23 protein-coding genes are annotated in these 25,720 nt (G+C 41.7%); 21 read left to right on the top strand and 2 right to left on the bottom strand.

Features of this window, described 5'->3' with window-relative positions; translation table 11 throughout:
* Window positions 1–97: 97 nt before the first annotated feature.
* Entirely contained in the window at window positions 98–256 is a 159-nt protein-coding gene (gene hemP / locus JMX07_RS00955) for a hemin uptake protein HemP (RefSeq protein ID WP_227672156.1), read from the bottom strand.
* A gap of 299 nt (window positions 257–555) precedes the next feature.
* Between hemP and JMX07_RS00960 the strand changes: the two genes are divergently transcribed.
* The 19 genes from JMX07_RS00960 (at window position 556) to JMX07_RS01050 (ending at window position 23,388) form a co-directional block, all read left to right on the top strand.
* A complete protein-coding gene (locus tag JMX07_RS00960; protein ID WP_201605516.1) occupies window positions 556–1,692 on the top strand; it encodes an NUDIX domain-containing protein in 1,137 nt (378 codons plus the stop codon).
* A gap of 449 nt (window positions 1,693–2,141) precedes the next feature.
* Window positions 2,142–3,359: a lipocalin family protein gene (locus tag JMX07_RS00965; RefSeq protein ID WP_201605518.1), complete on the top strand. Its 1,218-nt coding sequence runs from the start codon at window positions 2,142–2,144 to the stop codon at window positions 3,357–3,359.
* Window positions 3,360–3,715: 356 nt separating this feature from the next.
* Complete coding sequence (locus JMX07_RS00970; protein ID WP_201605520.1) at window positions 3,716–5,158, top strand: glyceraldehyde-3-phosphate dehydrogenase; 1,443 nt, start codon at window positions 3,716–3,718, stop codon at window positions 5,156–5,158.
* A 289-nt stretch (window positions 5,159–5,447) separates the two neighbouring features.
* Window positions 5,448–6,653: an Obg family GTPase CgtA gene (cgtA, locus tag JMX07_RS00975; protein WP_160022994.1), complete on the top strand. Its 1,206-nt coding sequence runs from the start codon at window positions 5,448–5,450 to the stop codon at window positions 6,651–6,653.
* A gap of 78 nt (window positions 6,654–6,731) precedes the next feature.
* On the top strand, window positions 6,732–7,904 hold the full coding sequence (gene proB, locus JMX07_RS00980; protein ID WP_057759177.1) for a glutamate 5-kinase: 1,173 nt from the start codon (window positions 6,732–6,734) through the stop codon (window positions 7,902–7,904).
* Between the two features lie 92 nt (window positions 7,905–7,996).
* Window positions 7,997–9,133 carry a uroporphyrinogen decarboxylase gene (gene hemE / locus JMX07_RS00985; protein WP_201605523.1) on the top strand — a complete coding sequence of 379 codons (1,137 nt, stop codon included), beginning with the start codon at window positions 7,997–7,999 and terminating at the stop codon, window positions 9,131–9,133.
* Between the two features lie 136 nt (window positions 9,134–9,269).
* Complete coding sequence (argC, locus tag JMX07_RS00990) at window positions 9,270–10,337, top strand: N-acetyl-gamma-glutamyl-phosphate reductase (protein ID WP_201605526.1); 1,068 nt, start codon at window positions 9,270–9,272, stop codon at window positions 10,335–10,337.
* 103 nt (window positions 10,338–10,440) lie between these two features.
* Complete coding sequence (locus tag JMX07_RS00995; protein WP_201605529.1) at window positions 10,441–11,307, top strand: hypothetical protein; 867 nt, start codon at window positions 10,441–10,443, stop codon at window positions 11,305–11,307.
* Between the two features lie 163 nt (window positions 11,308–11,470).
* Window positions 11,471–11,866 (top strand): ATP-dependent Clp protease adaptor ClpS, encoded by a 396-nt coding sequence (locus JMX07_RS01000; RefSeq protein ID WP_101206289.1) that lies wholly within the window; start codon window positions 11,471–11,473, stop codon window positions 11,864–11,866.
* Between the two features lie 637 nt (window positions 11,867–12,503).
* Window positions 12,504–15,044, top strand: a complete 2,541-nt coding sequence (locus tag JMX07_RS01005) for an AAA family ATPase (protein WP_201605544.1) — start codon at window positions 12,504–12,506, stop codon at window positions 15,042–15,044.
* Window positions 15,045–15,224: 180 nt separating this feature from the next.
* Window positions 15,225–15,962: a uracil-DNA glycosylase gene (locus JMX07_RS01010; protein WP_201605546.1), complete on the top strand. Its 738-nt coding sequence runs from the start codon at window positions 15,225–15,227 to the stop codon at window positions 15,960–15,962.
* A gap of 27 nt (window positions 15,963–15,989) precedes the next feature.
* Window positions 15,990–16,514 (top strand): tRNA adenosine(34) deaminase TadA, encoded by a 525-nt coding sequence (tadA, locus tag JMX07_RS01015; protein ID WP_227684574.1) that lies wholly within the window; start codon window positions 15,990–15,992, stop codon window positions 16,512–16,514.
* A gap of 189 nt (window positions 16,515–16,703) precedes the next feature.
* Window positions 16,704–17,471 (top strand): (d)CMP kinase, encoded by a 768-nt coding sequence (gene cmk, locus JMX07_RS01020; RefSeq protein WP_102094434.1) that lies wholly within the window; start codon window positions 16,704–16,706, stop codon window positions 17,469–17,471.
* 307 nt (window positions 17,472–17,778) lie between these two features.
* On the top strand, window positions 17,779–19,467 hold the full coding sequence (gene rpsA / locus JMX07_RS01025; RefSeq protein ID WP_201605551.1) for a 30S ribosomal protein S1: 1,689 nt from the start codon (window positions 17,779–17,781) through the stop codon (window positions 19,465–19,467).
* A 324-nt stretch (window positions 19,468–19,791) separates the two neighbouring features.
* A complete protein-coding gene (locus JMX07_RS01030; protein ID WP_057759195.1) occupies window positions 19,792–20,097 on the top strand; it encodes an integration host factor subunit beta in 306 nt (101 codons plus the stop codon).
* 62 nt (window positions 20,098–20,159) lie between these two features.
* Complete coding sequence (locus JMX07_RS01035; protein ID WP_101206142.1) at window positions 20,160–20,567, top strand: lipopolysaccharide assembly protein LapA domain-containing protein; 408 nt, start codon at window positions 20,160–20,162, stop codon at window positions 20,565–20,567.
* A 104-nt stretch (window positions 20,568–20,671) separates the two neighbouring features.
* On the top strand, window positions 20,672–21,370 hold the full coding sequence (pyrF, locus tag JMX07_RS01040) for an orotidine-5'-phosphate decarboxylase (protein WP_160023008.1): 699 nt from the start codon (window positions 20,672–20,674) through the stop codon (window positions 21,368–21,370).
* A 225-nt stretch (window positions 21,371–21,595) separates the two neighbouring features.
* Window positions 21,596–22,393 (top strand): metallophosphoesterase, encoded by a 798-nt coding sequence (locus JMX07_RS01045; protein ID WP_227684575.1) that lies wholly within the window; start codon window positions 21,596–21,598, stop codon window positions 22,391–22,393.
* 158 nt (window positions 22,394–22,551) lie between these two features.
* On the top strand, window positions 22,552–23,388 hold the full coding sequence (locus tag JMX07_RS01050; protein ID WP_201605555.1) for a histidine phosphatase family protein: 837 nt from the start codon (window positions 22,552–22,554) through the stop codon (window positions 23,386–23,388).
* 160 nt (window positions 23,389–23,548) lie between these two features.
* Here the strand turns inward: JMX07_RS01050 and rpsT are convergent, their stop codons facing one another.
* On the bottom strand, window positions 23,549–23,815 hold the full coding sequence (rpsT, locus tag JMX07_RS01055; RefSeq protein ID WP_010200097.1) for a 30S ribosomal protein S20: 267 nt from the start codon (window positions 23,813–23,815) through the stop codon (window positions 23,549–23,551).
* A 464-nt stretch (window positions 23,816–24,279) separates the two neighbouring features.
* Here rpsT and JMX07_RS01060 point away from each other — a divergent pair, with 464 nt between their 5' ends.
* The gene (locus JMX07_RS01060) at window positions 24,280–24,981 is read left to right on the top strand and encodes an NAD-dependent epimerase/dehydratase family protein (RefSeq protein WP_201571930.1); all 702 of its coding nucleotides are present in this window, start codon (window positions 24,280–24,282) and stop codon (window positions 24,979–24,981) included.
* Window positions 24,982–25,189: 208 nt separating this feature from the next.
* The gene (gene rraA / locus JMX07_RS01065) at window positions 25,190–25,708 is read left to right on the top strand and encodes a ribonuclease E activity regulator RraA (RefSeq protein WP_413786648.1); all 519 of its coding nucleotides are present in this window, start codon (window positions 25,190–25,192) and stop codon (window positions 25,706–25,708) included.
* The last annotated feature ends 12 nt before the right edge of the window (window positions 25,709–25,720 follow it).

Below are 25,720 nucleotides of genomic sequence, written 5' to 3' on the forward strand. Positions count from 1 at the left end.
TAAAGTGATTTTTAAACTATATGACCTATAAAAAAACGCCTCATAATGAAGGCGTTTTTTTATAGAAGTATTGAAAAAGGTGTCACTGAAATAGACTTTACTTGGTTAGAATCAAGCGATTGTTGCGAGTTAGGCGTAGTCGATATTCTTCGCCTTCATGCTCGATACGTACCTCTTTAGTCAGTGCAAATAGATGTTGTGATTGCAAAGTAGGTAGACGGTTTTCACGACAGTTTAAATAACGAGAGATGACCATGCTCATAGTAAATTCCTTTTGAGAAGAAGTGGCTTAAAAAATTGGCTAACCATAGCGTAATTGTTTTTAACGATAATAATTATCATTTAGATTTGATAAATTTGCAAGGCAATTGATAAAATAAAATGCAGTTATTATGTAAACTTATCCAAGTTTACTGTCATAAACCATCTCGAATGAATTTTTTATCTATATAAATTAGTAGGTTAGGTGATAAATTTAAATAAATCATCTAGTCTATAAAAACTATTAAATTATCAGAAATAATCAGAGTAAACACTGAAATAAAGGATATAAGTATGTCGAACGGGTCAAATCAACAATCAGAAACCAAGCCGGACAGTAAAACAAATAGTAATACGAAAACTAAAAAACCTAGCATCGTAAATGTTGCAGTGGCTGTCATTCATTATAAAGATCAGTATTTGCTTGGGTTTCGAGATGCTACTCAGCATCAAGGAAATCGTTACGAGTTCGTCGGCGGAAAGATAGAGGCAAATGAGTCAGCAGCGCAGGCGTTGATAAGAGAAGTGGCTGAAGAGACAGGTATCTTACTTGATGATAATACTATCGTTAAGCTTGGGCGTTTGCATCATGATTATGGCGACAAGCAGGTCAGCTTACAGGTTTATAAGATTGAGCTGACAGCAGAGCAGTACGAGCAGCATAGACACTGTGAACAAGGTTTAGAAGGGCAGGCATTAACTTGGGTAAGCAAATCACAGCTTTTGGCAGGAGAGTATTATCTGCCTGCTGCTAATAAGACAATCCTTGAATGGTTGAAACTCCCATCGAAGATAGCGATTACTTATCCTCTGGCACATTTCAACACACACACTGATGCAGCGGCAGCATGGCTACAGCATCATCAAGAAAAGTTAGCATCAGAGTCAGGGGTATATATCCGATTGAAGGATGCAAATTCTAAGCATCTTGCTGAGCAACTGATGACGGTACGCCCAGATATTTTAGCGATTTTACCTAATGATAATAAGCAGCCTTTGAATGTTGAGGAATCACCAACCGCTAATGAGACAGAAACTGGCCAGCGGATAATTGCTAAGCATTTAACACACTCGACACTGATGCAGTGTTTCAATGAGGTAGGCAGTTCTACAGCTCTTACACAGTCGTTATCTAAAGACTATCCGCTTATCGTCAGCTGTCATGACATTGCAAGCATAACGGCAGCCAACAAACTTGCCAGCATGCGCATACAGAATGCATTACCACCAGTGATTGGTACTTTCGTATCGCCTGTGCTCGCTACCCAAACGCATCCTGATGACACACCGCTTGGCTGGGAAGTATGGTCAGAGTTAGCAGAATTAGCTGATATGCCTGTCATTGGGTTAGGCGGGCTGGAGCCTGCTACGCTCAATCAAGCATTGCAATATGGCGGTATCAGTGTGGCAGGTATCCGTCAGTTTATATAATCCGCATACTTCAAGAAAGCTATAGGGAATCCATCGTGCCATTTGCCTGAATGTGACCCGCATTAGACTTCTGTATTAAGCTTAGTAAGTTCAAATAACTGATTTTTAACTTAGTTATCCAGCAAGTAACTATGTGGTTATGATGTGTTCAAACAACACTCAAACCCCATAGTTACTTACAAACCGTTGCGTTTTCCTACATTGCACTACTGTTTTAATAGTCCAGTTGTCCTTAATATATATTGCATATCTACGATACGTTGATCTTATTTCTATAGACGAGTGACTGATCAAAAGTGATGTTCAAAATACAATAATAAAAAAGCTTTTGTAGAGTCAAGTTTTGCACGAATAATTTATACCAAAGCAAATGGCTTTTAGAAAACGAGACCAAATAGATGCCGTACATAAAGCGTTTTTAACAATCACTATTTAAGAATGGTACTCCTATGAAAACCAATAAGTTACCTGAGTCAGCATGGACTGATTCACAGGCAGCTGGTTCTCAACTTCAGCAGCCTAAGCAATCGCTCAATGACAATGAATATGGCGATGATACCCAACAGACAAACCAAGCTAGTAACGATGCTAGCTATAATCGTGACAGCTCGAATGGCGAATATTCGCACCATCTGGCAAAAGACACGTCTTCGCAAGACAGCTATTTTGGATACAAAAGCGCCGACAAAAGCCTTAGGGCAAAAGAGTCAGCTATGAGTAACAATGAAATAAGCAAAGATCTAAAAAATAGCAATGAGGACAATCATGACGTGGCTAGTGGCTACAAATCATCTGGCTATAAGTCATCACCAAAGAAACAACCACAAAAACTAAATGAAGATGAGCCACTAATGTCAGGACTGTTAGAGGATCAAATAGATAATCTAAACAGTAGTTCTGAACAGGCCATCGACGCTGAGCAAATGAGTGATGCATCAACAAATAATTCATCTTACAAAGAAATACCGGAGCGCATATTTATGAATGGACTGATCAAACATACAGGCATTGCCTTAGCGATTATTATACCGTTAGCAGCGTTCTCAGCCTATGCAGCCACGCCGCCAATGAACATGGCAACTAATGGAATGTCTGATGATGTGATGAATGAGAAGACCACGACCGATATGCTATCGGTTAAGCCAAGTGATATTATTTATAAATCTGCAAGTACGCCAACTACTGTAGATAGCGTAGATCTAAATACCTATGCAGGTACTTGGTATGAGATTGGTCGTTTGCCAGTGTATTTCCAGCGCAAGTGTGCTGGTGATGTGACCGCTAACTATGCACAAAAAGATGACGGCTCAGGAATCACGGTTACTAACAAATGTGTGAGCGAGGACGGTTCAGGTATTGTCGCAGAAGGTTTAGCTAAGCCAGTCGATGAAAGCGGTAGCAAACTAAAAGTGACGTTCTTACCGAAGTGGATTCGTTGGATTCCAGTCGGCCGTGCTGATTATTGGGTGCTAGCACGTGATTCAGAGTACAAAACTGCGCTAGTAGGGACGCCTGATAAAAAATACTTATGGCTACTAGCACGCTCGCCAAATATTAGTCGGGAAACGTATACCAAATATCGTCAAATTGCTCAGCAGCAAGGTTATGACTTAAAAGAGTTTACATTGACGTCGCAGAGCAACCAAACGGTGAGTCTAGCACCATAAGTGTTATAACTAAATTTACTGCTTTGGTTAATTAAGCCCTATAGCAATTATTATTTCATTACGTCTCGATAAGGCAGCATATAAAGCTGCCTTTATTTTTATTACTAGCTGTATATGAGAATTATATATAAGAGCTATATACGAGAGTAAAACCTATTATGCACGCTAGCTAATCGGTTACTACTGGCAAAATGAGGCGTTTTAGGCTAAAATCTAGGCGATTCAAATACTCTAGCGTCAATAACCCATATTGATAGTGGTTGATTATCATATTAGAGTCGCCATTTAGAGCATACACAACCTATCTATTTTACACTTCTTCATATTTTATTGATCATACATTACTGACCATAAGGATGTTTCTCGTGAGCAACGCTGATACCTTACGCCAATTACATCAAGACCACTTGAACAACTACAACAATCAAGAGCAACAAGCGATTGAGCTTATGGGGCTACTAAACAAGCTCTATAACAAGCAAGACGTACAAGTGACTTTGTTTGGTGAAACGCTAGACTCTACCTCAGTTGGTCAAATACTTGCTTTACATCAAAAAGTAGCACTACGGGACCATGGTGCCAAGGCTATCGATATCGCTGATACTCTAGCGATGGTAAAAGTTATCTCAGAAAACACTGATATCCAAGCCACTCGTATCGATGTTGGTCAACTGATTGCTAATGATGCTGACTTACAAACGGCTCTACAGTCTATCAATAACGCTGGTGCTGTAAATGGCGCGACGGATGTTGTGCTTTACGGTTTTGGCCGTATCGGTCGTATTTTGACTCGTCTGCTATTGTCACAAGCGTCAAGTGCGAAAGGTCTACAACTAAAAGCGATTGTTGTACGTCCAGCCGCTGCTGGTGACTTGGCTAAGCGTATCTCATTGCTTGAGCGTGACTCAATCCATGGTAGATTCTTAGGCGGCATTAGCATTGATGATGATAATAACGGCATGATCGTTAATGGTCGTTTTGTACAAGTTATCTATGCCAAAGACCCAAGCGAAATCGACTATACTGCTTATGGAATCGACAATGCTCTTGTTATCGATAACACAGGTATCTGGAAAGATGAAGCGGGCCTTGGCAAGCACTTACAGTCTACTGGCGTGAAAAAAGTGCTACTAACAGCCCCTGCTGGCGGCGATATCAAAAACGTCGTTTATGGCGTGAACAATGACACCGTTGGTGATGATACGATCGTTAGTGCTGCTAGCTGTACGACCAATGCGATTACGCCAACGCTGAATGTATTGAATGATGAGTACGGTATTGTAAATGGTCATGTAGAGACTATTCACTCATTTACCAATGATCAGAACTTGGTTGATAATTATCATAAAGCAGACCGCCGTGGTCGTAGTGCTGTGATGAACATGGTTATCACCAGTACTGGTGCTGCAAAAGCTGTTGGTAAAGCATTGCCAGAACTAAACGGTAAGCTAACAGGTAACGCTATTCGTGTACCAACACCAAACGTCAGCCTAGCAATCTTGAACGTGAATCTAAAAACTGCACCAGCAAGCGCTGATGCGTTAAATGAGTTCTTGCGCAAAACGGCTAACAGCAGCACTTGGCAGTCGCAGATTGCTTATACAGATTCTACAGAAGCGGTATCAACGGATTTCGTTGGTACGACTCATGTTGGTATTATCGATGCTCAAGCCACTATTTTGACTGACAACCAAGCTATCGTATATGTTTGGTATGACAACGAAGTAGGTTATAGTACTCAGGTATTGCGTTTGGCGACACAAATGGCCGGAATCAGCTACGCTCAGATTCCAGCATAGATTACTAAATACAGTAGAGCAATAACGTCATACCAAGTATAGTAGGGCTATCGTGTCATAAGATTGCGCTGTAGCAGATATTACTTTGAATAGCTTGGTAGGACTTTAACTGTCATACTTAAACACCCGATAGTCCGATTGATTATCGGGTGTTATTGTCATAATGGGCACTAAGTAAAAGTAGACTTTATACAGTGTTTATTTTGACGCAACAACATAGCAAAACCCCAAAATACAACCGTTGGTTGTAACCAGTTTCTAGACTGGATTGTGAATTAAGGAACGTAAGATGCGATTTATTGATGAAGCCGTCGTAACGGTAAAAGCAGGTGACGGTGGTAACGGAATCGCCAGTTTTCGCCGAGAGAAATATGTCCCGCGTGGTGGACCTGATGGTGGTGATGGCGGCAAGGGCGGAGATGTGTATGTCATTGCAGAAGACAACACCAACACCCTAGTTGACTATCGTTATACGCGTCGTCATGACGCCATGCGTGCTGAGAACGGCCATAGTAGAAACTGTTCAGGTAAAGGGTCTGATGATCTTTATTTACCAGTACCAGTTGGTACCACGGTAGTTGATACCGAGACAGACGAAGTATTGGGCGATTTGATTGAGATTGGCCAGACACTACTGATTGCCAAAGGTGGTGATGGTGGTCTGGGTAATACCCATTTCAAAAGCTCGACCAATCAGGCACCGCGTAAAGCGACGTCAGGTTTTGAAGGCGAGCTAAAAGTTCTTAAGTTTGAGCTAAAAGTAGTGGCTGATGTTGGTTTGATTGGTTTGCCGAATGCTGGTAAATCGACCTTTATCCGTCAAGTCTCTGCTGCTAGACCAAAAGTGGCTGACTATCCGTTTACTACCCTAGTACCAAACTTGGGTGTGGTCGATATTGGTCGTCATCGCTCATTTGTGATGGCAGATATTCCTGGTCTTATTGAAGGTGCGTCAGAAGGCGCAGGACTTGGTATTCGCTTTTTAAAACATGTTGCGCGTACGCGTCGTCTGCTACACTTAGTTGATGTTAAACCTGTTGATGGCAGCGACCCAGTCGAGAATGCTCGCGTTATCTTAAACGAGCTTGAGCGTTTTTCTCCTGAATTGGCCAACTTGCCGCAGATTTTGGTATTAAACAAAATTGATCAGGTCAATGATGAAGATTTGAATGCGCTTTGTACTCATATCGTCGCAGAGCTTGGTTGGACTGGTATGGTCTTCCGTACCGCAACGCTAACTGGTGAAGGCGTTGATGCGGTCAAATATCATTTGATGAATGATATCGAACTTGAGCGTGAGCGTGAACTAGAAGATCCTATCTTCGCTGAAGCACAAAAAGAACGTTTTGAGCGTCTAGAAGCTGAAGTACGTCTTAACACTGAAGCACAGCGTGAAGCATATCGTGCAGCTCGTAAAGCGGCGCGTGAAGGCTTGGATGCGTCTGATTTTGACGACGATGATGACGATGGCGTTGAGGTAATGTACGTTCCTTAAGCTAGTATGCTTGAGCAGTTATACTTGAATTGTGAATTTAATCCCTACAATCAATTTATATGAAAAAAAGGAGTTTATATGGCAGATGACATAGCAAACACGATGGAAGAAGCAAGATTTGTTAAGCAAACTCGCAACTTTGATATTCAGCGCGTTATTGTCAAAATTGGTTCATCATTATTAACCAATAACGGTCGAGGGCTGGATCGTACTGCCATATATGAGTGGGCAAAGCAAATTGCTAAGCTGCACAAAAAAGGCGTTGAGGTACTGCTGGTATCATCAGGTGCTGTTGCTGAAGGTGTGGTACGTATGAACCTTGAGGAACGTCCTAAGAAACTAGCAGCACTACAAGCCTGTGCTTCTATTGGTCAAATGGGCTTGATTGAAACATGGTGGTCAGCTTTGATTCAGCATGGCATTCAAAGCTCGCAGCTACTGCTAACTCACGATGATTTGTCTAATCGTAGCCGTTATCTTAATACCACTGGTGCGCTGACACAGTTATTAGAGTGGCGCGTACTACCTGTTATCAACGAAAACGATACCATCACGATCGATGAAATTAAATTTGGCGATAACGATACCTTGGGTGCGATGGCAGCCGCAATGGTTAATGCTGATTTGTACATTATCTTAACTGATCAAGAAGGTGTCTTCACTGATAACCCACGTGATAATCCTGATGCCAAGATGATTCGCCAAGAGCGTGCAATGGCTGATTATTTATTTGATATTGCAGGAGACGGCGGTAAGCTTGGACGCGGTGGTATGTTGACCAAAATCCGTGCTGGACGCCTTGCTGCAATGGGTGGCTGTCCTACCGTTATCGTCAGCGGTGCTATCGATGACGTTATTACCCGTGTGGTTTCAGGCGAAGCTGTAGGTACCTTGCTGACGACTAATGACGAAGATAAAATCATCGCGCGTAAACAGTGGCTAGCCGCGCATCTGCGCATGTCAGGTAGCTTGGTCGTTGATGCAGGCGCTGCAAGAGCATTGACTGAGCACAATAGAAGTTTATTGCCAGTGGGTGTTGTAGAAGTGCAGGGCGGATTTGATGAAGGTGATGTGGTAGAAATCATTCATCAAGATACAGGTGAGCGTATTGCCGTTGGGCAGGTAAACTTCTCATCGAATGATGCGCGCCGCGTCGCTCGTGAGCGTACCGAACAGTTCGATAAGATCTTTGGCAGTAGCGAAGAACGTGTCGTCATGGTACACCGCGACAATCTTGCATTAACTGTATAAAGCTTTCGTATAACCTTTTTTATTCAACTTATTTTATCCAGCACAATATCCATTTATAAATATGGATATTGTGCTGTTTTGGAGATTTGTACATGAGTGCTTCAGACGGTAGTAACTCGGCTCAGCAACAGTTTGCACCTTTAAAAAATGATAGATTGCTACGTGCATTACGTTTTGAGCCCATTGATACCACACCGGTATGGATGATGCGCCAAGCTGGTCGTTATTTGCCAGAATATAAGGCCACTCGTGCTGAAGCGGGTGACTTTATGAGTCTGTGCAAAGATACAGACCGCGCTACTGAAGTGACTCTACAGCCCTTACGCCGTTATGATTTAGATGCTGCTATTTTGTTTAGTGATATTCTAACTATTCCTGATGCGATGGGACTGGGCTTGTATTTCGAAACTGGTGAAGGTCCTAAGTTCAAACATCCTATTCGTAAGCAAGCTGATCTTGATAGATTGCCAGTGCTTGAGCCAAACGACTCTCTAGACTATGTAATGCGTGCCGTAACCAGCATTCGTAAAGCATTGAATGGTCAAGTTCCATTATTTGGTTTCTCTGGTAGTCCGTGGACGTTGGCTACGTATATGATAGAAGGCGGTAGCTCGAAAGATTATCGTTATACCAAAGGCTTTTTGTATAGTAACCCTGATTTTTTACATCAATTATTAGACAAGCTTACGACGTCAGTTATTGACTATTTAGATGCCCAAATCGTCGCTGGTGCTCAAATTGTACAGATATTTGATAGTTGGGGCGGGGCGTTAGGCCATCGTCAATTTATCGAATTCTCACACATTTATAATAAACGTATTGTCGCCGAACTAAAGGAACGTCATCCACAAGTACCTGTAGTGCTATTCACTAAAGGTGGTGGATTATGGCTTGATATTCAGGCTGACAGCGAAGCAGATGTGCTAGGTCTAGACTGGACGATGCCGATTGATCGTGCGCGTCAAGTACTGACTGAGAGTCAGCGTCAGTTGACCAAAAAGCATAAAAAACTGCAAAGCAGCAAGGCTATCCAAGGTAACTTAGATCCAGCGACGTTATACGGTTCGCCTGCGACAATTCGTTCTGAAGTGAACGCCATGCTTGACCGTGCTTACGCTGACGGTGAAAAGACTGGTTACATAGCAAACTTAGGTCACGGTATCACCCAGTGGGTTAACCCTGACAACGCCAAAGTGTTTGTGGATGCAGTACACGACTATAAAATTTAAGAGTCAGAATATTTAGAGAGTGATTCTATCTTTGTTCGCATTTGTAGAACTGTATAATTTATGGAACTGAATGAGTTATAAGCAAATATAGAATCTATCAGTGTATATTTAGTATTTACCAAGAAAAGGGTGTTTTATGATTTCAGCAGCGATCGTCGGCGGTACAGGCTATACGGGTATTGAGCTCATTCGCTTATTATCTGCTCATCCTGAGGTTTCTATTGATTTATTAACTTCTCGTAGCGAAGCTGGCACTCGTGCTGATGAAATCTTCCCAAGCTTACGCGGTGTGTCTGACATCGTTTTTAGCGACTTGGGTGATAATACGCTTGCTGCATTGCAAAAATGTGATGTTGTATTTTTTGCGACTCCGCATGGTGTTGCAATGAAGCAAGCTGAAGCGCTTACCCAAGCTGGCGTCAAGGTCATCGATTTGGCTGCTGATTTTCGTTTGCAGTCACTGACTGACTTTGAGCACTGGTACAAACAGTCACATGCTTGTCCTGAGCTGTTGAAAACAGCAGTCTACGGCTTACCAGAAATCAATCGCGACAAGCTTGCGAATGCGTTACTAGTAGGCAACCCAGGCTGTTATCCAACCACTGCGATTTTGGGTCTAAAACCAATTATCGAAGCTCAGAATAAGCAAGCAGAGCGTTTGATTGAGTCTCGTATCGTTATCGATGCAAAATCTGGCGTGTCTGGTGCAGGTCGTCAAGCATCACTTGCACTCAATTATGCTGAGACAACAGATAGCTTTAAGGCTTATAGCGTCGAAGGCCATCGTCATTTACCAGAGATTGAGCAGGGTGTTGCACAGTTATTAGACAGTCAGTTCGCGCACCGTATTCGCTTTTTGCCGCATTTAGTACCGATGATTCGTGGCATGCTAAGCTCTATTCATATGGAACTGACCGATGCTGGTGCGGCTATCGATTGGCAGCAAGCGTTTGACAATAGCTATGCGTCAGAGTTGTTTGTTGATGTCATGCCAAAGGGGCTTTATCCCGATACGCGCAGTGTTCGCGCTAGTAACCGTTTACGTATTGCCGTACATCAGGACAATGAGCGTGCTGAGCTAACAGTTATCGTTGTTCAAGATAATTTAGTCAAAGGTGCTGCTGGGCAGGCTGTGCAAAACATGAATGTGATGTTTGGTTTTGACGAGTCAATGGGGCTGAACTTTGCACCGATTGTTCCTTAATATCAACGACTTCATATTCCAATCATTCACATTTGCGGTGCTAGGTATTGATTATAAATTCGGCTATAATGACTTGCCCTTACCCTTAAGAGATACTGTCTAAATGCGTTCTCAGCTCGTACTACGCTTTTGCTCACAGCCAGCACGTCTATCGTGCAAAGACTCGGTTATACCTAGCTTGGAGCGCAAACAGCATTCCTTTAGAAATAATAATGTCCCTATAAGTGGTATTGCTAGCTCACAACGCGGCGCTTCTACATTGGTATTGGCACTGTTTGTAGTGGCAGTATTAGTGACAGCGGTGGTTGGACTGGTATTCGGTCATAAGCTTGGCTACCAACGTGGCCTCCATTCGATGGAAACAGAAGCCAAGCAAGCAATCATCGATAGCACTGAAGCGACACAAGCACTAGAAGATTTGCGTCTTAGCAATAAGATAGCCATTAACCAAGCGGCAACTGCCAAACAAGAACTGGCCATCAGTTTGGCTAATTTAAAAGAACTGCGTGAAAGCCAGCAAGAATTGACGGTAGAAAATAAACAAGTATCACAGCTCAATGAGCTATATTCAGATGTCATCCGTGAGAAAGGTGGTATGCCTTTACAGGTATTAGGTGCCAAAATTTCGCCATTACCTGAAAATGCTTTTGAGTATGGTTTTGATATTGGGATGCTCAGTAGCGATGGTCAAGCCAAACGATTGAGGCCTGTATTGACGCTACTTAACAATGATGACCTTGTAGAGGTGCCACTTGACCCTGCATACCATATGATCGAAGGTATCGTTCGGATACGTGGTCGCTTTGTAATGCCATCAGGCTTTAGACCATTGCAAGCTAAACTGACTTTGCAAGCTGGTGGTCAGAAAGTAGAGCAATTGTATGACTGGAAGCTCGGTGATAGGGTGGATAACATGCTACCATCGCTCCTAGATTTACCAGAAGTTGATGAAAGTCCTATCGTACCTTAATTACCTCATGTCTTAATAAAATACTCAGTGACGATGCTGTGGTTGAAATCAAAGCACAATGACCTTAATTAGTGGTTGTGCTTTATACCATGCCTTATCGCCTGCCTTAACATTCTCTATCTTAAACTTACCTTATAATTATATTTTGATTATGATGAAAAAAATGATATCACAAGCCACGCCAACGGTTGCTGATTGGCACTTTCCCAATATGCCTGCTCATCGTGCACAAGACGGTGATACCGATGGCGAAACGTCACCGCAAGCAGATGTATTGGTCGCAGAGCCTGAAGTAGCCAAACCGCCCATGTATGCGGTCGTTATGTACAATGACAACTACACGCCGATGGAGTTTGTTGTATACATATTGCAGTCAGAATTTCGTCATAGTATGGATTCTGCAGTTGAGATTATGCTGACCATTCATAATAGCAGCAAAGGCATTGCTGGCATTTATCCCAAAGATATCGCCGAGACTAAGGCCAAAAAAGTAAATAGTCTGGCACATCGTGAAGGCTATCCATTATTGACCCAAATCGAACCGCATCAAGGCGAGTAGAGCAATTTATTAGTTTCTTGTACTGATATATGGCTCTATTAAAGTTTTACCTACTGTTCCTTATTTCTAAGTAATCCTTCTCAAAGCTCACCTTTATAGTGAGCTTTTTTAACTTTTCAGTCACCTCTCTTATATATGAAATTTGCCTCTTAAAATAGTTTTATTATTCATATAGTATTGATTTATATGGCAAATAACCCTATCTATTAAAATAGCCTGTTCAATAGTTTTAGACTAGGTATCTCCGTTGAACTTGCTAAAACCATGTCATTTCTAGCTTCTAAAATATCAATCTCTCTTTCTATCTAATCAATTTTTCAACATTTAATATTCGTTATTAAGGTTGTCGCTACTAGCTTGTAGCACGCTTTGATACATTTTAGTCTGTGTTAATAGATTGACTCCATCGAAGTATCGTGTTGATATAAAGAAAAGCGGCCATGGATAGTTATGATTACGGTTGGCTGATAGCGAGATTATAGTATTTAATCAATAGTCTACCGCTCACCTCATTGATTCATGACTTCTAATAATACGAATATAGCCCTTGAACAATTCATCTACCGCCCTGATTTACTTACTAACTCATTCATAAAACTATCAATTATAAAGATAGATATAACCGTAGGAAGTTGTTATGTTAAGTCGTCATCTTGAAGTTTCTCTACGTTTAGCAATGACGCTTGCGCGCCAAAAATCGCATGAGTATCTCACTGTTGAACACCTGCTTTTGGCCTTATTAGAAAACACTCATGCTGCCAATACGTTGACTGCTTGTAATGCTAATGTCTCGGCGTTGCGTACTGAGCTTGAGATTTATATTAATAAACACACGCCAACTATTGATGCTGATACAGAACAGTCACCGCAGCCGACTCAAAGCTTTGATCGTATCTTGCAACGTGCTATTTTTCACGTGCAGTCGATCGGCGGTGGTCGTTTGGTAGAAGGCTCTGATATTTTGGTCTCTATGTTTTCAGAACATGATACCTATGCTGTCTACTTGCTTAAAAAACAAGGTATCAGTCGCCTTGAGCTAACCCAGTATTTATCACACGGTCAAGACAAAGAAGAGCCATCTGAATCACGCGGTTCAGCAGGTACTGAGCGTCGTAGTGCTTCTGAAAAGACCAGTAAAGATCCCTTAGTTGAATTTGCGACCAATCTAAATCAACGAGCTGCCGAAGGTAAAACGGATCCTTTGATTGGTCGTGCCTCTGAGATTGAACGTGCCGCCCAAGTACTGTGCCGTCGTCGTAAAAATAACCCATTGCTAGTAGGTGAGCCTGGTGTAGGTAAAACCTCTATCGCTGAAGGTTTAGCATGGTTAATCATTAACGATAAAGCACCAAAGCCACTTAACGGTTGCGTGATTTATAGCCTTGATATTGGCTCACTAATTGCGGGAACTAAGTATCGCGGTGACTTTGAAAAACGCATGAAGTCGTTGCTTGATGCACTAAAGAAAAAACCAAATGCTATTCTTTTTATTGATGAAATTCATATGATTATTGGTGCTGGTTCATCTATGAGCAGCAATATGGATGTATCAAACCTTATCAAGCCAGCGCTTGCTAACGGTGAGCTGCGTTGTATAGGTTCAACAACCTTTACTGAATATCGCCAAGTATTTGAAAAAGATCATGCATTGTCGCGTCGTTTCCAAAAAATCGATGTCAAAGAACCAAGTGTGGATGACACTATCGATATCCTGCGTGGTCTAAAACCTCGTTATGAAGAATTCCATAATGTTGAGTATACGGATGAAGCGTTGGTCACAGCGGTACAGTTATCAGCCAAACATATTCATGAGCGTTTTTTACCTGACAAAGCTATTGACGTGATTGACGAAGCAGGTGCGTATAAGCGCTTAGGTGTGGTGCCTGATGTCGATGATATCGAAGCGGAAGAAAGTTTCATTGCTGATTTAGAGCAAGATTTTGATGCGCAGATTGATGCTGATATCGAAGGTATCGATGGTGATACAGACAATGAAATGCAGGATGAAGCAGCGACTGCGAAAGCAAGCGATAGTGCTAAACCAGCAGATGGTGTGAAATTATCAAAAGGTCAAAAGCCACCGATGAAAATCGATGTGGCTGATATCGAGGCTATTATTGCTAAACTGGCACGTATTCCACCTAAATCTGTATCGAGTGATGACAAGAGTATCCTTGAGCATTTAGATCGAGATCTGAAGCACTTGGTATTTGGTCAAGATGAGGCGATTGCCACGTTAGCCGATGCTATCAAGCTATCACGTGCAGGATTAAAAGCACCTGATAAGCCAATTGGTTCGTTTATGTTTGCAGGTCCAACTGGTGTGGGTAAAACAGAAGTGTCGCGTCAGCTAGCCAACTTGCTAGGTGTAGAATTAGTACGCTTTGATATGTCAGAGTATATGGAAGCACATACGGCATCACGCTTGATCGGTGCGCCTCCAGGTTATGTTGGCTATGATCAAGGCGGTTTACTCACCGAAAAAATCAATCAGCATCCACATTGCGTGTTGTTGCTTGATGAGATTGAAAAGGCGCATCCAGATGTGTTCAACTTGTTACTACAAGTGATGGATCATGGTACGTTGACCGATAACAATGGTCGTGTTGCTATCTTTAAGCAAGTCATCGTTATTATGACAACGAACGTTGGTGCTGATAGTATCAGTCGCTCGTCAATGGGCTTCACGCAACAAGACCATAGTCGTGACAACACAGAGTCGCTGAAACGTGTCTTTACGCCAGAGTTCCGTAATCGCTTAGACGCTATCATTCAGTTCAACCCTCTAGATACGTCAGTTGTTGTATCGGTTGTCGATAAGTTCTTGGTGGAATTGCAAGTACAGCTTGATGATAAACAAGTGACATTAGAGATTGATGATGATGTACGTGACTACTTGGCGGATAAAGGCTATGACCGTCTAATGGGTGCACGTCCGATGCAACGTCTGATTCAAGATGAAATCAAAAAACCATTGGCAAGTATGATTTTGTTTGGAGATTTGGTCAATGGCGGTGTCGTACATCTGACTTTAGAGCCTAAAGTCGATGATTCTCAAGAGAATGATACGATGAAGCTTGATAAGGTGTCAGACAAAGGCTCAGCTGATAGTCGTATTATTCTAACAGTTGTTGAAACTCATGAGCCACATCCTGATTCTGAGTCTCTAGCTAGCTAAGTTGTTTAATGTTGATGTCACAAAAACGGCTACTGTATTACTGCGGTAGCCGTTTTTTTATTGCTATAATTCATCAACAAAGCTCATATCATTTTTTGTTAGTATGATTATTTACAGTAAGCTGGCTTTAACAAAACTATTGAACTTATAACAAGATAAAAAGTATAAAAAGGACACACTATGGAACTGTTTGATGAACCGACAACCAAGACTCCAGAACAAAAACAAGCGATTTTAGACAATGTTCGTTTACCAGAAGATTGGAAAACGGCATTAGCAGATGAATTAACGTCTGAGAATATGGACAATCTACGCGCTTTTTTAAAAGAGGCGTATCAGTCGGACGACAGTATCTATCCTCCTGCACCCTTGATGTTCAATGCGCTTAATCTCACGCCGTTATCACAAGTCAAAGTGGTAATCTTGGGCCAAGATCCTTATCATCGTCCAGGTCAGGCTATGGGGTTATCATTTTCTGTTCCTAAAGCCATTCCAAAGCCACCATCATTGAATAACTTGCTCAAAGAAATGGCAGATGACATTGGTATTCGGCCTTCAGCGCATGGCGATTTGACATACTGGGCACAGCAAGGCGTTCTCCTGCTTAATAGCTCACTAACTGTCCGAGAAGGCGAGCCAAACAGTCATCAAAATAAAGGCTGGGAGCAGTTTACTGATGCTGTCATCGATGCAGTCAATGAACAGACAAAGCATACCGTATTTATTTTGTGGGGTAGTAAAGCCCAGAAGAAAGGCAAGTATATCGATACGGATAAGCATTTGATTCTGACAGCGGTACATCCATCACCACTAGCGGCGAACCGTGGCGGCTTTTTTGGCACTAAACCTTTTTCTAAAACAAATGACTACTTGGTGCAGTATGGCCAAACTCCAATTGACTGGCAATTACCACAATAAATGCAAAATATACAGAATATAAGCTTAATGCCGTACCAATCTTTAAATATTCAGGTCAGCACCTTTTGGTTAGCTGAAGATGTTATATGGATGCAACAAGCAATCCAACTTGCTAAGCAAGGTGCTGAGCGTGGAGAGGTGCCGGTAGGTGCGGTATTGGTACATGATCAGCAGATTATCGGCCGAGGTTTTAATCAACCCATCAGTAGCCATGATGCTACTGCTCATGCAGAGATAGTTGCATTAAGAGATGCTTGTACGCGTTTAGAAAATTATCGACTGCCGCTACAGACTACTTTATATGTCACTCTGGAGCCGTGTACAATGTGTATTGGTGCATTAATTCATGCGCGTGTAAACAAGCTGGTGTACGCAGCGAGTGAACCGCGTGCTGGGATGGTTGGTAGTCAAATGGACTTATCATTACAACCTTTCTATAATCACAGTATTCAAGCCTATAGTGGATTATGCAGCGAGCATAGTAGTCAAATACTTAAGACATTTTTTCGTGAGCGTAGGCAAGCGGCGAAAAAGAATAAGGCCACTATGTAAACTCAAAATACTAATAAACAAGATATCAGTCTTGGTGCTAGTGGTCACGATGATTTTTTGCTATAATATTGCCCTATTTGATAGCACCCATTTCAATGGGCTATTAAAGACTTAACATACGAATAAATATTGTTTTATTAATGACATACGATAAGCGATATAAGTAACGCATATTATTGAGTAAGTATTATGACTAGTTCTACACCTGATAATGTTTTACTCAATACAGAGGATAGCCATACCTCATCAGTGCGCTACCCTGTTATTTGTATCGATGGTCCCAGTGGCGCTGGTAAAGGTACGGTCACATGGCGTCTAGCACAAGTGTTAGGCTATCAGTTGTTAGACTCTGGTGCGCTTTATAGAATTGTTGGGCTAAAAGCCTTTGAAGCGGGTTTAATCAGCGCAGATACTAGCCAACCAATTGATGAAAATGCTGTATTAGCATTGACTGAAAGCTTAGAGATAGCGTTTGTACCAAACAATGACTCAGGACGTGTAGATATCATTGTTAATGGACAAGCAGTAGGTGAGCAAGTACGCAATGAAACGGTCGGAGGCTATGCATCACAGATAGCTGTCTTTCCACAAGTTCGTCAAGCATTGCTCAAGCTACAACAAGATATGGCCACTCGTTCAGGTTTGGTTGCTGATGGTCGCGATATGGGTACGGTTGTTTTCCCAGATGCTGATGTTAAGGTGTTTTTGACGGCCAGTGCTGAAGCACGTGCAGAGCGCCGTGTGATTCAGTTATTGAATGCTGGTCAAACAGCAGATTTTGAGGCGATTTTAGCGACGATAAAAGAGCGTGATGATCGTGATGAAAATCGCAGTACAGCGCCATCGAAGCCTGCGGCAGATGCATTATTACTTGATAGCTCAGCGCTTAATGCTGATGCAGTATATGAGCAGGTTAAGAAGCATTGCCAAGATAAAGGTGTTTTTTTCACTAGCTAGTCATTTAATAGCTAGTAAAAACAACATATTAAGTACTAAAAAGTTTCCTATTAATCATTGTTTTAGTATAAAATAATACGGTTAAGTTAAATTTTATTGAAGCCATAAGAAAAACTTAGTTTATTCAAGATATTGCATTCGATATAAGACAGTTGTTGTTAGTCAGTTTTAATTATAATGAGCTCGCTATCAACAAACGTTTTTTTATATGATTGTATGGGATATAAAACCAGTATTTCGTTCTATACAATCATAAATTTGATCCGTACTGTGCTGGACAGGATACGGCTATACAAAGGTAGACATAATGGAATCATTTGCTGAACTATTTGAAGCGAGCATTGAAGAGCAGGGCCTAGATATCGAGCGTGGCTCGGTTATTACAGGTGCTGTTGTGGCCATCGATAGCGATTGGATCACAGTAGATACTGGTCTTAAATCTGAAGGTATCGTCGCTCGTGAAGAGTTTTTAAGCGAAGAAGGCGAACTTGAAGTTGAAGTTGGCGATAGCGTTGATGTCGTAGTTGAAGCGGTTGATAACGGCATGGGTCAAACCTTGCTGTCACGTGAGAAAGCTAAACGTGTTGAAACTTGGAACTTCCTTGAAAAAATCGCTGATAACGATGAAATCGTTAAAGGTATCATTTCAAGCAAAGTTAAAGGCGGTTTCACTGTAGATATCGGTTCAGTACGCGCGTTCTTACCAGGTTCATTGGTAGATGTACGTCCTATCCGTGATACAACGCATCTTGAAGGCAAAGAGCTAGAATTCAAAGTCATCAAACTTGACCAGAAACGCAACAACGTTGTTGTTAGCCGTCGTGCAGTTATGGAAGCTGAAAACTCAGCTGAGCGCGAAGAGCTATTGAACAAGCTTGAAGAAGGCATCGAGATCGAAGGTATCGTTAAGAACCTTACTGATTACGGCGCGTTCGTTGATCTAGGTGGTATCGATGGTCTATTGCACATCACTGACATGGCATGGCGCCGTATCAAGCACCCATCTGAAGTTGTTGAAGTTGGCCAAGACCTAAAAGTTAAAGTATTGAAGTTTGACCGTGAACGCAACCGCGTTAGCCTAGGTCTAAAACAACTTGGTACTGATCCTTGGGATAACGTTGGCGGCACTTACCCAGTAGGTAGTGTTGTAAAAGCTCGCGTAACCAACTTGACTGACTATGGTTGTTTCGCTGAGATTTCTGAAGGTATCGAAGGTCTAGTACACGTATCAGAAATGGATCATACCAACAAAAACATCCACCCATCTAAAGTGGTTCAAGTGGGCGATGAAGTTGAAGTAATGATTCTTGATATCGATGAAGAACGTCGTCGTATCAGCCTAGGTATCAAACAAACTCTAGCTAACCCATGGGATGAGTTTGATAAGAAACATGAGCGTGGTGATAAAATCACTGGTACTATCAAATCAATCACTGACTTCGGTATCTTTATCGGTCTAGACGGTGGTATTGATGGTCTTGTTCATCTATCTGATATCTCTTGGAACGAAACTGGCGAAGATGCTATCCGTAACTACAACAAAGGTGACACCGTTGAAGCAATGGTATTGTCTGTAGATGCAGAAGCCAATCGTATCAGCTTAGGCGTGAAGCAGTTAAGCTCTGATCCATTCAACGAATACCTAGTCAACAATGACCGTGGTGCTATCGTTAATGGTAAAGTAAAAGAAGTAGATGCTAAAGGCGCTACTATCGAACTTGCTGACGAAGTTGAAGCTTATCTACGTGCTTCTGAAATCCAACGTGACCGCGTTGAAGATGCAACTAAGCATCTGACTGTTGGTGATGACGTTGAAGCGAAAATCATCAGTGTTGATCGTAAAACACGCAACATCAACTTGTCTATCAAAGCGAAAGACGAAGCTGAAGAGCGTCAAGCGATTAAAGAACTAAGCAGCACTAGCACGACTGCTGCTCCAGGTTCTGATGCACAGCCAAAAACTATTGGTGATTTGATCAAAGAGCAAATGCAGTAAGCTGCAAACTATTGACATAAAAGTAATATAAAAAAAGCGACTTCGGTCGCTTTTTTTTATGATTAGATTTTATTAATACAGTTAGTAAGAGAGGTTTTTAGCCAAATGGGCAAACTCTTATTCCCATTTACGCTAATATCCGCTATCATTTGCACCATTGAGTAACGAGATGATAGTTATAAGCTTTTTATAGTCATAATGTGATTCTGAATGTTAATTTTCAAAGATTCAGTATATATAGTTTAATTATACAAACGCAATTACGTACTATAGAGCGTTGACTTATCATCAGCTTATCCATCAATCAACAAGGCAAGCGTAATAATGCAGCAAGCGATTAACAAATCCGAATTTATTAGTAATTTGAGTGCAAACTGTGACAACATGGCAGACACCGTGGTTGATGACGCAGTGCGTGAAATCTTAAACTTGATGACCCATACTTTAGCCAATGATGGCCGAGTCGAAGTTCGCGGATTCGGTAGTTTTTGTCTACATCATCGCCGTGCCCGTATGGGACGTAATCCTAAGACAGGTGAAAGCGTACCTGTACCGGCTAAAGCGATTCCACATTTTAAGCCAGGTAAGGCTTTACGCGAAGCAGTAAACGATACGGTAGCAAACGGTTAATTAAACCAGCACTGGCTATCTAACCGTCAAAATTTATCATTCCAAACAGAGGTAACTGTCTCATGCGCTTTCTACTATTTGTATTGCTATTCTTGAGCTTTGCCTATTCACTTGGTTTGGTATTGGCAAATAATACTGAGGTCGGAGTCAACCTACTGTTTTCACAAGCACCTACGATGAATCTAGGGTTGCTACTTATTTTGTGTTTGATGCTAGGTATTGTTATTGGTATTTTACTGGCATTACTTATCTTTCGTGTGCTACAGAATAAGTGGGAAATCTCACGTCTGCAAAAAGCAAACGCAAACCTGCAAGAGCAATTGACTCAAGCCAATACAGTTATCGATCGTCAAGCAAGCGCGCCAACAGTAGATGAAGCTGTTTATGGTGCTTCTGCTACTAACGTGCACAATACCGATGCAACTAGCCTAACTGAAGGCTCTACTCTATCTAAGCGTAGACGAGATTAAGTCTTTAGGTAATCTTTTAGGTGCTCTGCTAAGTGACAGTTCAACGATCGCAGTACTGACCTCAAATACAATACTTTGATAACTTCAAAATATATGGTAAAACCATGAATAAAGTAATTAACTCTCCAGTTGTCGTCGCTCTAGACAATATGACGGTAAAGGCTTCTTTAGCGTTAGCTGACCAGTTAGATCCATCCCAATGTCGATTGAAAGTCGGTAAAGAGCTGTTTACGCGTTGTGGTCCTGATATCATCAAGGCATTACATCAACGTGATTTTGAAGTGTTCTTAGACTTGAAATTTCATGATATTCCGAATACCACTGCTCAAGCAGTATTGGCTGCCGCTGAACTTGGTGTATGGATGGTGAATGTCCATGCTAGCGCAGGTCTAGAGGCCATGTCGTTGGCAAAACAGCGCTTGCTAGATAGAGATCTCGATACCTTACTTATTGCAGTTACTGTATTAACCTCTATGGATAGTGAAGCGTTGATGCAAACAGGCATCACTGATAGCTTAGATACCCAAGTAAGCCGACTAGCACAACTGACTAAGCAAGCTGGTCTAGATGGGGTAGTTTGCTCGGCTCAAGAAGCAAAGGCACTTAAAGCATTATGTGGTCAGGATTTTAAACTGGTAACGCCTGGCATACGCCTAGCTGAAGACAATGCGGATGATCAAAAACGTATCTGTACACCAAGTCAGGCGCTAATAGACGGTTCCGATTATTTAGTCATTGGTCGTTCGATCACTCAAGCCTCAGACCCTGCTGCTAAACTACAGACAATACTTCAAAGTATTTAAGTTTGAATAGATGTTAAGAAAAAAAGACAGCCTAAATGGCTGTCTTTTTACTTTTTGATGGTCAAGGAAAAGCTGCTACACTACTTAAATTTATTCTTACAACCTTTCTAAAATATAATAACTATATTGACAACGCTCATGTAGCTAAAGATCAGTAGTACTGCTATGAGCGTTTATCGCTAATTAGATTTTTAATAATAACGCCACTAAGTGATGTTGGATAATATGAAATTACAGATATTGAGTGACTTACATATTGATAGTTATGCACGTCAATCGCACCCCGTTGGACATATTCCCAAAACTGATGCAGATATAGTGCTGGTAGCAGGGGATACTGCTAATAGCGACAAAGGTATGCCGTGGTTGCAAGAACAAGCGGCGCGCTTAGAAATTCCCCTGATTACTATCGCTGGTAATCATGAATACTTTGATGAAGACGTATTGAGCTTTGACCGTAAACTGGCAACTTGGGATAACTATGATGCTGCGTATAATCAAGGCGTTCGCGTATTACAATGTCAGCATATCGATATTGGTGATATACGCCTTTTAGGTTGTACGCTTTGGACTGATTATCAGTATCATGCTAACGAAGACACCATGGCCGCTGCTCGTCATTTTATGCGTGACTATAAGCAAATCTATGCAGGCAACGAACTGTTTTCGCCTGAAGTATCTATGCAGATTCATGCCAAGCATCGTCAGTGGCTACAGCAAGCTTTGATGGAATCTCATAAACTTGGTAAAAAAACAGTAGTCATGAGTCATCACAGCGTCAGTTCGTTATCAGTATCTGAAAAATATGCCAATCTACCGAGTAATGCGGCTTTCGTTAGTGACTTGTCAGGGTGGATGCACGAAGACTGGGCACCGATGCTATGGGTACATGGACATACTCATGAAGCATTTGATTATAGAATTGGTAATACGCGAGTGATCGTCAATCCACGAGCCTATCCAAATGAGGTTAGTAGTACGGCATTAGAGTTTGCATGGGACAAAGTTATTGATATTGGCTAGGACCGTGTGTAAATATCTTGTAAATCTTCATTTATTCTAGACATAGACTCTTTTGAATAAAGCGTTTTTTTTAAAGAGTGCAGAGTATTTATAAGATATATTGCAACTAGATTTGTCTGTGGTTCATTCCTGATAAGAAATCTGCTAGGCTTGCTGTCATGAGTAAATATTTGAATAACACCCTGTCAAAAATATCTGCTGACAAGCTTGCGAGTCATACCCCAAGCGCGCCTGCACCTTCGCACCTACCAAATAGCATGATCTCCTCCGTCAGTCTATTGCCTGAAAATAAGCGGCTGATTCTATTTACTAGGCACTCTTTACGCGAGCGTTCTGATGGTAATGGTTTTGCCAGCTATCAGTTACCGTTGACTCCTAAAGGACGCATACTGGCAAAGTCTTGGGGTCGTTGGTTATCAGGTCATCTACCATATTCGCTCGATGTCGATAGTATCTCTAGCCCCATTGGGCGTTGTATCGATACCGCGCAGCTGATGCAAGAGGGGGCAGGACTACGGCGTGACATTACGCATCAATCATTGTTAGTTGAGCCTGGTAGCCTCGTCACCGAGCCTGAAATAGCCAACCCTGTGTTCAAAGAAATTGGCGTCCTGAACTTTATTAATCGTTTTTTGCAAGGCAATCTCGAAGGGACTAAAAACACCTATCAAGGCGGTTTGGATATCCTGTCGCTTTTTTACCAGAATCAGCCGCAGCATGGCCATCTGATGCTTGCTGTGAGTCATGATACGTTGCTATCTGCGTTCTTAGCCGTTATGTTCGATGTGGTAGAGATTGATTGGAATGATTGGCCAAAGATGATGGAGGGCGTATTCTTATGGTTCGATGATAAGCCATTTGATCAAGCGAGCGCGCATTTTATTTGGCGAGGTCAGGTATATACTCGGCCGATTAGTTCATTATTAGACGGTTATCGTGCAGCTGGTTACCATCCTAGTAAGTTGCTATTGCCACCAGAAGTGCAGTGGAATTGATGTTTTGTTCTTAATCGCACATTGAAATGAGTTGATAGGGAAGCAATTCATTTAATACATTCTAGTAGACGTAAAAAAACCTTGCCACGGTATTAGAACCAGTGACAAGGTTTTAGTCATTACGCTATAAAAGCGAAATGCGGTCTAACCAATACAAATCTTAAGCTTGTAGGCCTTTGATTGTTTTGTTTAGGCGGCTCTTACGACGAGCAGCTTTATTCTTATGAATAATACCTTTGTCAGCCATACGATCAAGAACTGGTACCGCTTTTTTGTAAGCTTCGGTAGCCGCGTCATAATCTTTAGCTGCGATAGCCGCATCAACACGTTTTAAGTAAGTACGAACCATAGAGCGTTGTGACGCAGAGTTCTGACGACGTTTGGTGTTTTGACGGGCGCGTTTACGAGCTTGTGCAGTATTAGCCACGCGTATCTCCTTGATAAAGATAGATAAAAATATGAATGTTGATTGCAATAATGGGTTTAACAATCATCGGTGACGAGCAGCCGTCTCGTCAAATATGATGTCGATGTCTGATATTAAAGTATCTAATATGAATAGATCATCGTAAGCGTCAGAGCTGTTTGGAATAATTAAACAGCGTTGACGTGTAAAGCCGATTATCTTAGCAAATTATTGAACTAAGGACAATATATTTGATGATTAATGCTCAAAGAAGTTACGTAATATCATCGAATTTGGGTCATTCTAGTAACTAAATCAGTAGTAAGCGCTGACAGACATAGAGGGTTGATAAAATCTCTTACAATATATCCTATATAATAGCGTCAGTTATTGAGGAATTTAGGTATGATATTCTAACGATAGACCTTGATATAGGTATTTTCTCATCAATATAGTTCATCTAATGTTATATAAGTGGATAGGGTATGCAGCGAAAAGCAATTGTGATTGGCGCAACGGGGTTAGTAGGGCAGCATTTGGTAAAGCAACTGAGTGAGCTTTATGACACATTGATTGTGATTGCTCGTCGCCCGCCACGCTACATTAATGCCAGCATGCGTTTTTATCAAATCAATGATTTTGATAATCTCTCTGAAGTGTTTGCAAGTGTTGGTGCCGATCGAACCACGGATGCTTTTAGTTGTTTGGGTACGACAAAAAAGCAGGCTGGTAGTGATGAGGCTTTTCGCAAGGTAGATCGAGACTATAACGTAAACTTTGCTAAGTTGTGTCGTGATAAAGGGGTAGAGAATTTCTTTTTACTCTCTTCAATGAATGCAGATATTGACAGTCGTTTTTTATACAATCGAGTTAAGGCTGAGACAGAGCAGGCTGTTATGGCATTAGATTTTGGCCAATTGGTCGTCTTCCGTCCGTCACTATTGCTTGGCAAACATAAAGGCCGTCCGCTTGAGAGCATTGGTCAAAAAGCCTTTAAACTTATTTCTCCCTTGGTATCAGAGTCGCTATCGCTACATCCTATTTCTGCTAAACGCGTTGCTAGTGCTATGGCCATGAGCGCTCATGATATCTACCATCGTAGTAAATATCGTACTGAACCTCAAATCAAGCGTACTGACATTATCGAAAATAAGCAGATGCTAGCGATGACCCGTGTTAAAAAATAAAAGGACAGCTTTTCTAGTGATAGATTCAGTCTTAAAACTGGAAAGTTACAGATATCGATTGTTAATTGCATTAGGACAAGATTGCATTAGAACAAGAATACAAGAGTAAAAAACACAATAACTATTATCAAAGCATCAATAAGTATTGAAATAACAGTCAGGTGAAACACTAAAACAAGGAGCAGGAGCAATGTCAGAATCGATACAAATGGATAGAGGGAATTTTGTGACTTGTGATCTATTGGATGCCAATCCTGAGTTGCAAGTATGCTTACCAAACATCGAAGGTAAGTCATTCCGTCAGTTTGGTGCAAAAGACAAATTCTGCGGTGAAATCGTGACGGTCAAGTGCTTTGAAGACAATAGCCGTGTTAAGTCACTGTTGAATAGCGATGGCAAAGATAAAGAAGGCAATGGCAAGGTATTGGTTGTTGATGGCGGCGGCTCTATGCGCTGTGCACTACTAGGCGATATGATTGCACAATCGGCTATCGATAATGGCTGGGCTGGGGTTGTTGTATATGGTTGTGTCCGCGATGTTGATGACATGGCAGAGATGGATATTGGTGTGATGGCGCTTGGTTGTATCCCGCGCAAATCAACCCGCCGTGATGAAGGTCAAACGGATATCGAAATCAGCTTCGGTGATTTGACGTTGAATTCGGGTATGTTTGTTTATGCGGATAACAATGGCATCATCGCTAGCGATAAACCACTTATCAGCTGAAGTTTTAGGCTT

Origin of the sequence: Psychrobacter immobilis, from assembly GCF_904846235.1 — a bacterium.
GTDB classification, from domain to species: Bacteria; Pseudomonadota; Gammaproteobacteria; order Pseudomonadales; family Moraxellaceae; genus Psychrobacter; species Psychrobacter immobilis_C.

Bases quoted from the DNA above. Each gene is read 5' to 3' on its own strand.
- hemP (WP_227672156.1), bottom strand. From the start codon at position 256: ATGGTCATCTCTCGTTATTTAAACTGTCGTGAAAACCGTCTACCTACT.
- JMX07_RS00960 (WP_201605516.1), top strand. From the start codon at position 556: ATGTCGAACGGGTCAAATCAACAATCAGAAACCAAGCCGGACAGTAAA.
- JMX07_RS00965 (WP_201605518.1), top strand. From the start codon at position 2,142: ATGAAAACCAATAAGTTACCTGAGTCAGCATGGACTGATTCACAGGCA.
- JMX07_RS00970 (WP_201605520.1), top strand. From the start codon at position 3,716: ATGTTTCTCGTGAGCAACGCTGATACCTTACGCCAATTACATCAAGAC.
- cgtA (WP_160022994.1), top strand. From the start codon at position 5,448: ATGCGATTTATTGATGAAGCCGTCGTAACGGTAAAAGCAGGTGACGGT.
- proB (WP_057759177.1), top strand. From the start codon at position 6,732: ATGGCAGATGACATAGCAAACACGATGGAAGAAGCAAGATTTGTTAAG.
- hemE (WP_201605523.1), top strand. From the start codon at position 7,997: ATGAGTGCTTCAGACGGTAGTAACTCGGCTCAGCAACAGTTTGCACCT.
- argC (WP_201605526.1), top strand. From the start codon at position 9,270: ATGATTTCAGCAGCGATCGTCGGCGGTACAGGCTATACGGGTATTGAG.
- JMX07_RS00995 (WP_201605529.1), top strand. From the start codon at position 10,441: ATGCGTTCTCAGCTCGTACTACGCTTTTGCTCACAGCCAGCACGTCTA.
- JMX07_RS01000 (WP_101206289.1), top strand. From the start codon at position 11,471: ATGATATCACAAGCCACGCCAACGGTTGCTGATTGGCACTTTCCCAAT.
- JMX07_RS01005 (WP_201605544.1), top strand. From the start codon at position 12,504: ATGTTAAGTCGTCATCTTGAAGTTTCTCTACGTTTAGCAATGACGCTT.
- JMX07_RS01010 (WP_201605546.1), top strand. From the start codon at position 15,225: ATGGAACTGTTTGATGAACCGACAACCAAGACTCCAGAACAAAAACAA.
- tadA (WP_227684574.1), top strand. From the start codon at position 15,990: ATGCCGTACCAATCTTTAAATATTCAGGTCAGCACCTTTTGGTTAGCT.
- cmk (WP_102094434.1), top strand. From the start codon at position 16,704: ATGACTAGTTCTACACCTGATAATGTTTTACTCAATACAGAGGATAGC.
- rpsA (WP_201605551.1), top strand. From the start codon at position 17,779: ATGGAATCATTTGCTGAACTATTTGAAGCGAGCATTGAAGAGCAGGGC.
- JMX07_RS01030 (WP_057759195.1), top strand. From the start codon at position 19,792: ATGCAGCAAGCGATTAACAAATCCGAATTTATTAGTAATTTGAGTGCA.
- JMX07_RS01035 (WP_101206142.1), top strand. From the start codon at position 20,160: ATGCGCTTTCTACTATTTGTATTGCTATTCTTGAGCTTTGCCTATTCA.
- pyrF (WP_160023008.1), top strand. From the start codon at position 20,672: ATGAATAAAGTAATTAACTCTCCAGTTGTCGTCGCTCTAGACAATATG.
- JMX07_RS01045 (WP_227684575.1), top strand. From the start codon at position 21,596: ATGAAATTACAGATATTGAGTGACTTACATATTGATAGTTATGCACGT.
- JMX07_RS01050 (WP_201605555.1), top strand. From the start codon at position 22,552: ATGAGTAAATATTTGAATAACACCCTGTCAAAAATATCTGCTGACAAG.
- JMX07_RS01060 (WP_201571930.1), top strand. From the start codon at position 24,280: ATGCAGCGAAAAGCAATTGTGATTGGCGCAACGGGGTTAGTAGGGCAG.
- rraA (WP_413786648.1), top strand. From the start codon at position 25,190: ATGGATAGAGGGAATTTTGTGACTTGTGATCTATTGGATGCCAATCCT.